Genomic DNA, 12,699 nt, shown 5'->3' on the forward strand with positions numbered 1-12,699 from the left:
TTGAAGCTTTTTAGAAAATCAGAGTCGGGAAATAATATAAGAAATTCCAACATTGATTTTTCTTTCTGCAAAGGTATTATTAGTCTTAAAAATCTCAAAATCAAAGTCAGGTTTTTTTAAGGAAATATTTTTGATGCTGTAATGCTGATATTCCGCAGAAATGATGAAACGTCGCAGCAATCTGTACTGAAGCCCCAAAGAAAGTCCGAGATTGGTCTGTGTGCTTTTAAAATCCTCCAGTTTGGTTAAAGCGTCATTTTCAGGATTCAGAAACTGCATTTTATAAGTCTGATTATTTAGTAAAATTCCTGCAAACGGATGGAAGTTTTTCCAGTTATACATCAGTTTAAGCTGAAGTGCAAACTCAAAATGTTCATTATTAAACTTATGAAATAGAAGCGGCTGATTATCTTCGGTAAAATAATATCCGTTCAGAAAGGTGTCTTCTTTGTTGGCATCAAGATCGAAGGATGAATTCCAGTGATACGCATTGGCAGAAACCCAGACTAAAAACTGAGAATCAAAGAAACTTTTGGAAGCCCAGATTCCGAGATTTTCCCCGAACTGCGGTTTATTTTCTAAAGACCAGTTTGCACTTTTTATGCCAAATCCGCCTTCAATTCCGTACTGAAAGGTCGCCGGTTTTCGCAATCTTGCTCTTCTTGAAGCCCTCTGTTTGTCGATTTCCTGTTTGTAAGCATCCGTAACAAATTTCGTTTCCTGAACGGTTGGTGTTTTCATTACAATATCATTCAACCTGAATTTTAAAGGCTTCATAAGATATACGGTATCATAAACGACTACTTTTTCGTAGACGTAAACCGTATCAATTTTCTTTTTCCTGATTTTCTGTGCAAACGAAAAGTTGACACAGGCGATGAGAAAAAGAAGTATTATTTTTTGGAAGGACATATTCTGGTTTTCAATTTATTTTTCAATAAATACGGTGTCTCTTTTAATGATTTTTTTAACGACAATTACTTTCTGCGGAGCTTCTTCAATGGTGTCGTTTGCAGCCGTTTTTTTTAAAACCGGTCTGCTTTTCAATCCTGTTTCATCGTCATTTATTTTTGTTTTTGAAGTGTTTTTCTCTTCAATTATATTTGTTGCTGACTGATTTACAGCATCATTGTCTGATTTTTCTTTTTTATCGAAATTGATAGTTTCTAAATATTCTTTAGTCTCTTTATTTTTTATTTCACCTTTGTTTTTAAAAGTTGATGAAACTGAATCATGATCGGTTGTGAAAAACGAATTCTTCGGATTTAGGAAAAAAACGGACAGAACAATAATGATTAAAAATGTTCCTCCAATTATTATTTTCTTTTTCAGGCTTTTACCGGATGATGAAAATGCAACATTATTAATTTTAAGATAGGAAGGAATCTGCAATTTTTTTGATGGCTGAATGGTAAAATCAGCAAATTTGCTTTTAAAAGTCTGCGCCCAAAGCAATCCGCCAAGTCCGAAAATAACAAACAGTTGAGCCATTTTTTTCTTCGGAGTATTTTGATTGACGAAATTCTTCATCAGATAATTCTGAACCGCTTTTTTAGCTCTTAAAAGGTGAGATTTTGATGTGTTTACGGTAATTCCCAATAAACCGGAAATTTCTGCATGAGAATGATTTTCAATAAAATACAGATTGAAAACGGATTTATGATGGGATGGAAGACTGTCGATGGAAGACAGCAGTTCTTCACTGGTGAAGTCGTAAACGAAAACGTTTTTTTCTTCTGATAAATGATGGTCCATTTCTGAATAGGTATCTGGGATTTCCGAAGGTTCTGTGGTTACAAAAGTGTCTTTGCTGTGTTTGCGGATGTGTTGCAGCGCATTGTTTACCACAATTTTTTTCAGCCAGGCAAAGAGAGCCTTTTCATCATTCAACTGATCGTTTTTCTGGATTGCGGTAATAAAGCTGTCCTGCACGATGTCTTCTGCTGTGTAAATATCGTCTATATATCTTCTGCATATTCCCAGAAGTTTCGGGGAATAATCGAGATAGATTTTCTGCCAGTTGAAGTTGCTGTTTTGCTTCATAATTTAATTCGCGGCAAATAGTAGGTTTTATTTACCGGAAGTATTATTAAAATTTTTTAATTATCCGTTATTAATCATAATGCTTAATTTTTACGCAAAGGATCGCTAAGATTCTTTTATATACCAACTGTTTTTAAGTTCGCAAAGGTGCTTCGACAAGCTCAGCATAAACTATTCACTAAGCAAAGAACTCAAAGATTTTCAATTATGACCAATTACGGGCAATATATAAAATTTTGACCTTTTCAAGATAAAGTTAAATCTTTATATAAATGAGCAGTGCCGGTAAAAAATAAATTTAAAGTTTTCATGGTTATTATTTTCTTATAAGATGCAGAAAAAATAAAAGGTTGCAGCAGGAAAATAAAAAAAGCTCAAATTTTTTTTGAGCTTGGTATTTTTTAGTGAAAATTAAATCTTATCGGTTGATGATATTGTTCGTCATCGTGGTATGATTGATGAGCTGACCTTTTTCATCGCGGATCTCAATTTCTGAAACATGCATCGTTTTTCCTTTTCGGATGAATCTTGCAACGGCTGTTACGATTCCGTCTTTTTTGCTTCTTAAATGGTTGGAATTGATGTTGGTTCCCACTCCGAAATATTTTGTACCATCAATAAAAATATTAGACAGGCTTGAACCCATGGTTTCTGCCAAAACACAGCTTGCGCCACCGTGCATAATTCCGAAAGGCTGATGAATTTTTGGTGAAACAGGCATCGTGGCCGTTAATGTTTCATTGTCAACATCAATATCCGTGAATTTGATATCCAGAGTTTTTGCAAATGTTTCTCCGCCCCAGTTGTTGATGAATTCTAATATTTCTTCCTTGCTTTTATCTTTTATGAACATATTTTTTAATAATGAATAATAAGTAATTGGTAATGAGTAATTTTGATAGCTTCCAGCTTCTAACTTCTAGCTTCCAGCCTGAGTATCATTTCCCATGATATTCGGGTTCCAGTTTTCAGGGATTTTAGGAACTATATCATTTTTTATGTAGTAATCCTGAATTTCCTGCATAATTTCTGTAAACGGTGCAGATGCAATTCTTTCGTAGGGAATGGTATACCCAAGATAAATGATTTTTCTTTTAAAATCTCCCGCCGCGAGAACGATAGGAACTTTTGCCGCTAAAGCCATATGATAAAAGCCTTTTCTCCATTTCGGAACCCAGCTTCTTGTTCCTTCGGGAGTGATGACCAGACTGAAATCGTCTTTTTCAAACTGTTTGGCTACGAAATTCACGAGATCATTCTTCTGGCTTCTGTCGATCCCGATTCCGCCCAGACCTTTTACAACGCTTCCGTACCAAGCTTTGGTATGTGCATCTTTGATGATGATTTTTAATGGTTTTTTCAGAGACCAGTAGGAAAGATTTCCTAAAATATATTCCATGTTGTGCGTGTGTGGCGCGACTACAAGAATACATCTGTTCAGAACGTTTTCGTCGCCCTGAAGAACGACTTTCCAGCCCATTAATTTTAGCAGCAGTTTGCCGATCAGCTTTCTCATATAGTTTTAGATTAAAAACAAAAAAGTATAACCAAAGTGGTTATACTTTACAAATATATTGAAATATTATCGCTCTTAAAACAGACTGCTGATTAAATCAACAATTTTCATTACAATTTCTAGTGCCAGTTGTACCATGATTATTGAATTTTTATTGAGTGTTTTGGTTTTAATTTTTTACTACACAAATGTAAAGATTTTTATTGAAACAGCGAACAAAATCTTTATATTTTTTTGTTTTCAGTGAGAGAAGAAGAGTGTGAATTTCAAACGGTTGTGTTATTCATTCACACCTTCTGCCACTCTCTGCAGTTTAGTTATTTGGTTTGTATGGAAATTTCGTTTTTACCTTCGTCTACTTTGAAGTCGATGTTGGCTCCTTTCATCTTTTTGATGCTGCTTTTCATGGAGTCGATTACCTGATCTGCCTTATTGCTCGGAACTTTTTTTCCGTTAACGATAATGCTGTCTTCATCATCAGAGTTGTATTCAATCGTAGAACCATTTACCGTGATTTTATTTTTTTCGATTTTGATGTTTCCGTCTTCGTCTCTTTCCTGATCGTCATCATTAATTCCATCTGCGTTAAGATCTCCGTCGAAGCTGATTCCGTCTTTTTTTACAGGGATCACTACGGTTTTCAAAGGAAGTACCAGTTCATAATCTATGCTGTAATCTCTGAAACGGTGTTCGTATGGATATTTGATGTAGTTCGGAAGAACAATTTTATTGTTTACCACTTCTACAGGAACGCTTACATTTAATGGAAGGTTATAGCCTTTAGCTTCTTTTTTGATGATTAAATAAGGCGTTTTGATGTCTGCTTTTCTCGTTACATCCACATGCATCCAGTCTCTTTCGTATACGGAAACTTTGTCTGAATAAAGATCATCATCGTATCCTTTAAAGTTTTGCGGAATGGAAACCTGCTTGAAATCTACATAGATACTGTCTGATTGGGTGTTGATCGCAATTTCTTCCGTATCCTCTTTATGACCTTTCAGGAACATTTCTCTTTTCGCCATGCTGAATCCGAAATAAGTACCTAAAGTGATGAGTGCAAGGAATAAAGCTCCGATTACCCAACCTGTATTTCTCAGTTTTGTTTTAGGAGAAATTAATTTGATGCTTAATAATCCGAATAACATGGCAGGCAATAAACTTCCTAAAGTAATCAGTGCCATAAGAATGTATTTCATATTGTCGTTATCAAAATAGAAATTCATCTGGCTTACCGGAGGAAAATCGCTGTCTGCTCCCATAAAACCGAATACTACAAATACTCCGATGAGACAAGACAAAGACATGAATCCGAAAATACCTCCTAAAATATATCGTAATACATTCCAAAGCCCGCTTCCGGCGTTGTTGATGTAGGGTTTGTTTTCAATATAGATCTCTCCGACCCTCTGAGTAGATTCATTGGCAAACTGTACCAATTTATTAGACTCATTCTTAAGATTGTCGAAGTTCATAGGCTTTCCCTTCATTTTCAGGAAATCTGCTGCGGTTTCTGCTTTTGGCAAAACTGCCCAAAGAATGATGTAAAGTAGGAAAACCAATGTTGAAGAAACGGCCGCCGTAAAGATTCCAAGGATGAAAACGCCAAGCCAGATCGCTCTCATGGCAGTAATGTCCATTCCTACGTAATGCGCTAAACCTGCACAAACACCGGCGATTTTTTGTCTTTCAGGATCACGGAACAGTTGCTTTTTATCAGAATATTCGGTTCCTGAAGTGTTTGTTCTTTTGGTATTTTTTTCAGAATAATAAGCTTCTTCCTGTTCTTCGATTTTTTCAGGGCTTCCGATCTGTGCAATTACTCTTTCTACATCCGAGTCGTTAATTACCTCACGTTTTGCCATAGAATCTTTGAAGATTTCTACCATTCTGATTTCTATGTCATGCATTACCTCATCTGCTTCCGAAGCATCCAGAGAGCTTCTCAGAGCATTCAGGTAATCGCTAAGTTTTATGTATGCGTGTTCTTCTATGGTAAAAGAAAAACCTGCGAGTCCTATTGAGAGTGTCTTGTTCATAGCTTTGTTTTTAATTTTTTTGAGTGATTTGGTTAACTGAATTGGTTAATTCGTTCCAGGTGTTTTGAAGTTCATCTAAAAATAATTTACCTTTTTCGGTAATCTGGTAATATTTTCTCGGAGGTCCTCCTGTAGATTCTTCCCATCTGTATGAAAGAAACTCTCCATTTTTTAATCTTGTTAAAAGAGGGTAGAGTGTTCCTTCTACGACATCCAGTTTTCCTTTTTTCAGTTCATCTATTAAGTCGGAAACGTACATTTCGCGATGATTGATGAGACTTAAAATACAGAATTCCAGAATCCCTTTTCGCATTTGCGCTTTGGTATTTTCAGTATTCATCTTTAATAAGTTTTGTTAATTAGTTACATAATTTTCGAAACCCGGAACCTAGCTAGTTGTACCTGTTTCGATTTTACATTACAAAGATATGTAATTAAAATGGTATTATGCAATACAAAGTAGTGAAAAAATACAAATAAATATTTTAACTAATTGATAATCAGTTTAATTATTTTTAATGAGAAATTTTATGTAATGAGAATTTTATGAAAATCAGATCATATTTTTAACAATTTTACCTTTTAGGCTCAATGTTCTTAAAGTAACCAAAGCTTTTTTCTTTAATTCTTTCTGATATGATACGAAGCTGTAGTTTTTGTAGAATCTACGGACGATAAGAGCCATTTCCATCATGGCAAAGTGTTCTCCTATGCAGAGTCTAGGTCCTGCTCCGAAAGGGTAGTAGGCGAAGTTCTTGGCATTTTCATGATCAAAACGTTCAGGAATAAAAGAATCGGGATCATTCCAGTACTTCGGGTTTCTGTGCAGCCCTGTAATATAGAGGATTATTAAAGTTCCTTTTTTCCAAGAGTAATTTCTAAAGCTGTCGTCTTCCAGAGCCTGCCGGTCGATTGCCCATGCCGGAGAATGCAGTCTCATTGCTTCTTTAATGATATTTGTGGTGTAAGATTTTTTCATTAAGCTTTCTGTACCAAAAGCATTTTCACCTTCTGCTGCAATTTCAGCTCTTAGTTTTTCTTCGGCCTCAGGATTTTGGCTGATCTCGAAAAAGATAAAACTTAAAGCATTGGCAGTGGTTTCGTGTCCTGCAATAAAAAGAATGAGCATTTCATCAATTAGCTGTTCATCAGACATTGGAAGCTGTGTATCTTCGTAACGTGCCTGAATAAGCATATCCAGCAAATCATTTTTTTCTTCACCTGAGCTCCTTCTTTTATCCAGAACATTTTTAATTATATTTTTTCCCTCATTGCTTTTTCTCATCACTTTATCAATTATCCCAAGACTTTTTATCATCTGGCTATACAAAGGAATTCTTACTTCTTTCGCAAAGACTTCCTGAACTTCGGTAATGATTTTTCCTAATTCTTTTACGCTTTCTTCATCAATATCCGAGCTGAAAAGTGTTTTCGCAACAATGTTGAAAGCCAGTGTATGAAAGAGGTCGTACAAATCAGTCTCCGGTTCCTGTGGAAAAGCCAGAAATGCTTTATCAATTTCAGTCTCCATAATGCCAACCAAATTGGAGATTTTGATCTTACTGAATCCCGGCTGGATGAGTCGTCTCTGTTTCAGCCAGTCTTTTCCGTTATTGGTAAGAAGTCCTTTTCCGAGATATTTTCCTAACACAACCGATTGTATATCAGATTTAGAATAGTTTTTATGGTTTTGTTTTAGAACATATTCAATAAATTCCTTATCCTGAGAAAAGATAAAATCAGTATTTGTTACACTGGCTTTTAGATGGAAAGTGTCTCCGGCAATGTTATGATTTCCGCTGATGACTTTTAAGGGATTATTTACACCATAAAAAAGAGAGTACAGTTTTCTTTTTCCTTTAATTTCTGTAGGATAATTGTAATTTGGAGTCATGTAGAATATTTATAATAAAAGTAATACTAATCTGTGAATTAGAATAGGTTTAAAGCTAAAAGTCTTATTTTTGTATTGCCATTTTACTCGCTTTAATTTTATGCTTTTTTAAATTTTAACCATAAAGCAGCCGAAAGATTTATCATAAACTCATTATCAAAATAAATAGTATTCTAATAAGCATAAAAGTCTGGGATCTTTTTAATTGATATTTTTTTAGAAATGTGAATCTTTTAAATGAAAAATTGTCAAAACTTTTTTTAAGTGATTGAGAAATAAATGGTCTCGAAATAATTATATACAATGAAAATACAAAAGGAAATCGATTTTATTCTGGCTGTTGATGCCCTGAAAAATGTACAAAGAAGAAATTACAATGCAGACGATTCACGAAGAGAAAATACGGCGGAACATTCATGGCAGATTATTATTCTGGCGCAGATCCTTTTCCCATATGCAAAGAACAGAGCAGATATCGATTTATTAAGAGTAATCAGAATGTTGTCTATCCATGATCTGGTAGAAATTGAAGCAGGAGATACTTTCTTATTTGATGAAGCAGCAATGGCAGGTAAATTTGAAAGAGAAAAAGTTTCAGCTCAGAAAATCTTCGGAATTTTAGATGAGCCGCTTCGTTCTGAATTTTTTAATCTTTGGCTGGAATTTGAGGAAGAGCAGACTCCTGATGCAATTTTCGCCTGCGCGATCGACCGCATTATGCCTTTTATTTTAAATTCCCACACTTCAGGAAAGAGCTGGACAGAAGCCGGCGTTACAGAAAAGCAAATCAGAAATATGTTGGAAAATGCCATTGTAAGAGCTTCCGATGAACTGGGAGAGGCTTTTCAATTACTCTTGCTGAAAAATCTGGAAACTGAAAAGGTATTGAAATAGAAAGGTTTCGGCGGGAAAAGCCCGCCGAAACAGCTTTAAAGAACATTGAAAATATTGGATTCCGGCGACCGAAGGTCGCCGGAACCTTTTTATAATATTTGAATTGGCTTCTTGAATTCATCAATCGCTACAAAAGTAAAATCTCCTACGATTGCTCTTTCTCTTTCATACGAATACATCTGTTCTGTGAAAATTTCCACATTTACTTTCATACTCGTTTTTCCGACATGAACCACTTTTCCAATCAGTTCAACAATGGTTCCGGCAGGAATAGACCTTTTAAAATCAATTTTATCGCTGCTTACGGTTACCACGCGTTTTCTTGCAAATCTGGTGGCAGCAATAAAAGCCACTTCATCCATCAGTTGCATGGCTGTACCTCCGAAAAGCGTATCGTAATGATTGGTTGTGTTCGGGAAAACCGCTTTGAAAATTCGGGTTTCAGATGCTTCAATTCTTTCTTCTGTAGTCATATATCATTATTAATTAAAGCGAAATGAAAAATAGAAGAACAATAGAAAAAGCAGAGACAGAAATCTCTGAGTATCCATTAGATCAACAAACTTCAAATCGCGAAAGTTTTTTGTTATGAAGAAAAAGGCAGGTCTCCTGACTTGTAACATCTTTATTCCCTTCCCATGAATTACACAGTGGATTTTTTTTATAAAGACTTTAGTTACTTACAGTTGCGCGACAGTTCGTGATTTTCACACGATTCCCTTTTAATCTGCAGTTAAGCAAAACCAGTTTCCTGAAAAGTCACAGCCTGGAAAAGAGTCCATACTCATGCTTTTCGGGTACAAAAATAATGATAATTAATGAATTATTCGGGAGTTTTATAAATGATCTGGCTTTCAGCTTTTCCCTGTTTGATCGTCCAGATTGTTGTATAGCGGTTTTCACCGGAGCCATTTATCATATAAAGAAAAATATGATCGTTATCGATGGCGGTTACACCCACATTATTGAAATCCATCGTTGGCTGAAACATATTTTTAATAGCATCTCTTACAAAAACAGAACCTCTTCCCGGTTGCTGAACGCGTACAGATTTTATTTCGGTTAAACCTTCAGGCAATTCCTTTCCTACGCCCCAGGCTTTTACTTTGTCAACTTTAGTAATGTTTCCATTGGCGTCTTTTTCCTGTTTCTTAATGTGTGCATAAGAAGGGTAAACGTCAATAATAACCTTTGTTCTTTGGTTTCCGGGAATTTTAGGATTGGTGTCGTCTGTAAAGATCAGAGATTTTCCGTTTTTCGATTTTGAAGGTGTAAATTTTGGTAAATTATCAACAAAAACCACGCGGTTTTTATTTACCATTCCTTCTTTGGTGATGCTGTCGTATCGTACGAAAGGTTTTTCTGTATCCTCTTTTTCAGGATATTTTATCCAGATCCATTCTGTTTCTCCCGGAGCCGGTTTTTCATAAATAAAAACATCTCCTGTTTTCATACGGATCTTATCAACGATTTTTCGGTAATCGTCTTTATGAACACGCACCATGGCATAACCTTCCTCAGCTTTTACAACACCAAAAGGAACTTTATTCTGACCTTTCGCCAATGCAAAAGAAAAAACACTGAAAACTGAAAGATAAAATGCTTTACGTAGAGACATCATCATGAAATTTTTTGACGCTTCAAATATATAAATTAAAATTTGTTTAAACTTTTCAAAAATATAAAAGTAAACTGATTAATTTAAACTTAAAAAGCCGTCATGAAACCTTTGTACTGGTTTTCTGTATATATTCACTTGGAGTTACCCCTTCTATTTTTTTAAATACTTTATTAAAAGTTGACTGATTCTTAAATCCTGCTTCAGAGTAGATATGCATCAAAGTCATCGTTTTCAGTTCATCACTATGAAGTTTATTCTTTACGTATATCACACGATGTGTGTTGATGTAATGATTAAAATTATCGAATCCGTTGATTTTTATGGCTTTGGAAATATAATTGTTATTCACTTTAATTGTACTGCTGAGCTCGGAAATCGTTAAATCTGCATTTCTGAATAACTTATTACCAATAACTTCCTGGTCTATTTTCTCAAAAATATTTTCTGCAAGTTGCAAATCTTTATCGGCAACAGGAGCAGCAGGCTGAGAAACCTTTTTCTCAATAATTACCTCTTTACTCTTTATATTTTGAATCAGGCTTTTATAATATGTTCCTAAAAATATCTGTATAAGGTTAACAGTAAATATAAAAGCGTCTGTAAGGTTTCCTTTCTTAAGATCATTAAAAGGATACCCGAAGTAGTCGTTTCCGGCAAATATGCAGCAAAAACTTATGAGAAAAATAGCATATACCGTGAAGATAACCACTTCTTTTTTCGAAAAAAAGATATTTGCCCAAAAGGGAAGAGCTACAATCCATATTAAACTGCAGACTGAAATATTCCAGAACCTGAATACTATAAACAAGTTGTAAAGCGGCATTACAAGAATGAAAACCTTCACGACTTTAAGAAGGTCGTAATGATTTCCCAATATGTAAAAAGGAAGGAGTAATGAAAAAAAACCTCCGATGAGGTAGTAAACCATTATCGGATCTTTCATGTAAAATGAAAAAATCAGGATGCATGTAATAAAAGTTACAGCCAGTACATAAATATATCGGTTAGCAAGTTCTCTTTTCAGATCCAGCACTTCAATTTCAGTATTTTTTTTCCCCATAATGTTCTAATATAATAAAATTCAGAAAATCATTTATTAAATACGTTGATTATCAGTTTTTTATATTAGTTGCAATGAAAAGTCATTTATCATTTATTTCTTGTTTTCTACTCAAAAATGTGACTCTATATTTGCAATGTGTTTTTCAGTTAGCAAAATTACAATAAAAATTTAATCTTTAAATATTGATAATATAAATATCTGATAACCCCCTTTAAAAACATATATTATGACGAACAAAAAAAAATTATTTCTTCTCATTGCGATTTCTGTTTTGGGATTTAAATCTTTCGCTCAGGTTGGTATTAATACCACAAAACCGCAAGGTGTATTCCATGTAGACGGAAAATCTTCTTCTACCACAACCAATGATCCGGATAACGCACCAACAGCTTTACAGTCTTCCGACGACTTTGTTGTTAAGAGCAATGGAAGTGTAGGTATTGGTACAGTAACTCCAGATGGTTCCGCTATACTGGATATGAATGTGGATCAGCTTTCTTCAGGAAGCAAAAAAGGTCTTCTTATTCCAAGAATGGCTTTAACATCCAGAACGGATATTACAACAATTCCGAATCCGGCAACAGGATTATTGGTGTATAATTTAGGAACAAATTCAGGATTTAGCTATTCCGGGTATGTTTACTGGAACGGAAGCGAGTGGCGTCTTATGGAAGACACTTCTCCGGTAGGTGCAGTTGCTGTTTTAAACTGTAATGCTGCTGCATTGGATCCATCGCAGTTAATTGATGGAAATACGCCTACTGCAATTACTTCAGGAACTGTGATGAAAATTCCATACTCCGGAGCAAACGGCGGTCAGTATAGTGGAATTACATTATATTCAGTAGGAAATCCGGGAGTTACGGCAACCATTACCGGCGGAAAGCTTGAGGTTGGATCCGGATCTTTAGCATTTGCAGTACAGGGAACTCCTATTGCTTCGCAAACGTCACCGGTGGGAATTACATTTGATCTGACTCCTTTTATTACCGCAAATTCCGGACTTACAGGCTGTAGCTCTGTTACTGTAGGAACTCAGGTGAATGCTGATATTAAAACAGTAGCGGTTATGGATTATATGAAATTTGTAACAGATCCGGACACGGGAGTAAAAGGATTTGTAGTAGAAGCAAAGACACCGGATGGTCTTTACACAGTAAAAGTTTTTATGAGACACTCTATTCAGAATGCTACCGCTACTGCTACCAATAACACAACTTCTACTGCAAGTGGGGCAGAAAACAACGTACTGTTGCGAAATAACTCCAGTACATCCAAAACCATTATGTGGAATTACTCTACATTTTATGGAGGACAGATTACTGATGCCGTAGGAAGTTTAGTAGTTCCGTCACAAACTCCGGGTGGTGGAGACGGAAATACATGGAGATCATTATCCACTTCTAATGCAGGCGCTTGGGGAAATCCGGGGATTTATAACGCATTTAATAGCGGACCGGAATATCGATACTATTCCTGGATTGATACTTCCACAACCTCCAAAGTAGCTTACACTGCAACTGTAATGGCAGGGATGGATCCTTCGGCTACTGCAACAGAGGTAACCAAACAAAAAGTTTTTATTAAAATCGAACAGATTACAGGACAATAGTAAATATAATACACATT

12 protein-coding genes and 1 riboswitch are annotated in these 12,699 nt (G+C 35.4%); of the genes, 2 read left to right on the forward strand and 10 right to left on the reverse strand.

The features are described 5' to 3' along the window. Nucleotides 1–18: 18 nt before the first annotated feature. The 7 genes from QWT87_RS02515 to QWT87_RS02545 form a co-directional block, all read right to left on the reverse strand. On the reverse strand, nt 19–912 hold the full coding sequence (locus QWT87_RS02515) for a hypothetical protein (protein ID WP_302713306.1): 894 nt from the start codon (nt 910–912) through the stop codon (nt 19–21). Nucleotides 913–927: 15 nt separating this feature from the next. Beyond that, nucleotides 928–2,043 carry an RNA polymerase sigma factor gene (locus QWT87_RS02520; RefSeq protein ID WP_302713308.1) on the reverse strand — a complete coding sequence of 372 codons (1,116 nt, stop codon included), beginning with the start codon at nt 2,041–2,043 and terminating at the stop codon, nt 928–930. Nucleotides 2,044–2,461: 418 nt separating this feature from the next. Next, a complete protein-coding gene (locus tag QWT87_RS02525; protein WP_076392328.1) occupies nt 2,462–2,896 on the reverse strand; it encodes a PaaI family thioesterase in 435 nt (144 codons plus the stop codon). A 66-nt stretch (nt 2,897–2,962) separates the two neighbouring features. Then, the gene (locus tag QWT87_RS02530) at nt 2,963–3,559 is read right to left on the reverse strand and encodes a 1-acyl-sn-glycerol-3-phosphate acyltransferase (RefSeq protein ID WP_288460715.1); all 597 of its coding nucleotides are present in this window, start codon (nt 3,557–3,559) and stop codon (nt 2,963–2,965) included. A gap of 317 nt (nt 3,560–3,876) precedes the next feature. Beyond that, nucleotides 3,877–5,598: a PspC domain-containing protein gene (locus QWT87_RS02535; protein ID WP_185206350.1), complete on the reverse strand. Its 1,722-nt coding sequence runs from the start codon at nt 5,596–5,598 to the stop codon at nt 3,877–3,879. A gap of 10 nt (nt 5,599–5,608) precedes the next feature. Then, nucleotides 5,609–5,938 (reverse strand): PadR family transcriptional regulator, encoded by a 330-nt coding sequence (locus tag QWT87_RS02540; RefSeq protein ID WP_072952756.1) that lies wholly within the window; start codon nt 5,936–5,938, stop codon nt 5,609–5,611. 213 nt (nt 5,939–6,151) lie between these two features. After that, nucleotides 6,152–7,492: a cytochrome P450 gene (locus QWT87_RS02545; RefSeq protein WP_302713317.1), complete on the reverse strand. Its 1,341-nt coding sequence runs from the start codon at nt 7,490–7,492 to the stop codon at nt 6,152–6,154. Nucleotides 7,493–7,795: 303 nt separating this feature from the next. Between QWT87_RS02545 and QWT87_RS02550 the strand changes: the two genes are divergently transcribed. Further along, the gene (locus tag QWT87_RS02550) at nt 7,796–8,386 is read left to right on the forward strand and encodes an HD domain-containing protein (protein ID WP_087709479.1); all 591 of its coding nucleotides are present in this window, start codon (nt 7,796–7,798) and stop codon (nt 8,384–8,386) included. Nucleotides 8,387–8,475: 89 nt separating this feature from the next. Here QWT87_RS02550 and QWT87_RS02555 read toward each other — a convergent pair whose 3' ends face one another. The 3 genes from QWT87_RS02555 to QWT87_RS02565 all read right to left on the reverse strand — a co-directional run bounded on the left by QWT87_RS02555 (nt 8,476) and on the right by QWT87_RS02565 (nt 11,067). After that, on the reverse strand, nt 8,476–8,859 hold the full coding sequence (locus QWT87_RS02555) for an acyl-CoA thioesterase (RefSeq protein WP_076392338.1): 384 nt from the start codon (nt 8,857–8,859) through the stop codon (nt 8,476–8,478). Between the two features lie 109 nt (nt 8,860–8,968). Next, nucleotides 8,969–9,149: riboswitch (cobalamin riboswitch) on the reverse strand. 60 nt (nt 9,150–9,209) lie between these two features. Beyond that, nucleotides 9,210–10,007: a hypothetical protein gene (locus tag QWT87_RS02560; protein WP_228459450.1), complete on the reverse strand. Its 798-nt coding sequence runs from the start codon at nt 10,005–10,007 to the stop codon at nt 9,210–9,212. Between the two features lie 97 nt (nt 10,008–10,104). Further along, the gene (locus QWT87_RS02565) at nt 10,105–11,067 is read right to left on the reverse strand and encodes a helix-turn-helix domain-containing protein (RefSeq protein WP_302713324.1); all 963 of its coding nucleotides are present in this window, start codon (nt 11,065–11,067) and stop codon (nt 10,105–10,107) included. A gap of 229 nt (nt 11,068–11,296) precedes the next feature. On the opposite strand from QWT87_RS02565, the gene QWT87_RS02570 reads away from it, so the two are divergent. After that, entirely contained in the window at nt 11,297–12,682 is a 1,386-nt protein-coding gene (locus QWT87_RS02570) for a hypothetical protein (RefSeq protein ID WP_302713326.1), read from the forward strand. The last annotated feature ends 17 nt before the right edge of the window (nt 12,683–12,699 follow it).

It is taken from the genome of Chryseobacterium urinae, from assembly GCF_030518295.1.
GTDB classification, from domain to species: domain Bacteria; phylum Bacteroidota; class Bacteroidia; order Flavobacteriales; family Weeksellaceae; genus Chryseobacterium; species Chryseobacterium mucoviscidosis.

Coding starts and splice junctions, on each gene's coding strand:
- QWT87_RS02515 (WP_302713306.1), bottom strand. CDS start 912: ATGTCCTTCCAAAAAATAATACTTCTTTTTCTCATCGCCTGTGTCAAC.
- QWT87_RS02540 (WP_072952756.1), bottom strand. CDS start 5,938: ATGAATACTGAAAATACCAAAGCGCAAATGCGAAAAGGGATTCTGGAA.
- QWT87_RS02530 (WP_288460715.1), bottom strand. CDS start 3,559: ATGAGAAAGCTGATCGGCAAACTGCTGCTAAAATTAATGGGCTGGAAA.
- QWT87_RS02570 (WP_302713326.1), top strand. CDS start 11,297: ATGACGAACAAAAAAAAATTATTTCTTCTCATTGCGATTTCTGTTTTG.
- QWT87_RS02555 (WP_076392338.1), bottom strand. CDS start 8,859: ATGACTACAGAAGAAAGAATTGAAGCATCTGAAACCCGAATTTTCAAA.
- QWT87_RS02550 (WP_087709479.1), top strand. CDS start 7,796: ATGAAAATACAAAAGGAAATCGATTTTATTCTGGCTGTTGATGCCCTG.
- QWT87_RS02520 (WP_302713308.1), bottom strand. CDS start 2,043: ATGAAGCAAAACAGCAACTTCAACTGGCAGAAAATCTATCTCGATTAT.
- QWT87_RS02565 (WP_302713324.1), bottom strand. CDS start 11,067: ATGGGGAAAAAAAATACTGAAATTGAAGTGCTGGATCTGAAAAGAGAA.
- QWT87_RS02525 (WP_076392328.1), bottom strand. CDS start 2,896: ATGTTCATAAAAGATAAAAGCAAGGAAGAAATATTAGAATTCATCAAC.
- QWT87_RS02535 (WP_185206350.1), bottom strand. CDS start 5,598: ATGAACAAGACACTCTCAATAGGACTCGCAGGTTTTTCTTTTACCATA.
- QWT87_RS02545 (WP_302713317.1), bottom strand. CDS start 7,492: ATGACTCCAAATTACAATTATCCTACAGAAATTAAAGGAAAAAGAAAA.
- QWT87_RS02560 (WP_228459450.1), bottom strand. CDS start 10,007: ATGATGTCTCTACGTAAAGCATTTTATCTTTCAGTTTTCAGTGTTTTT.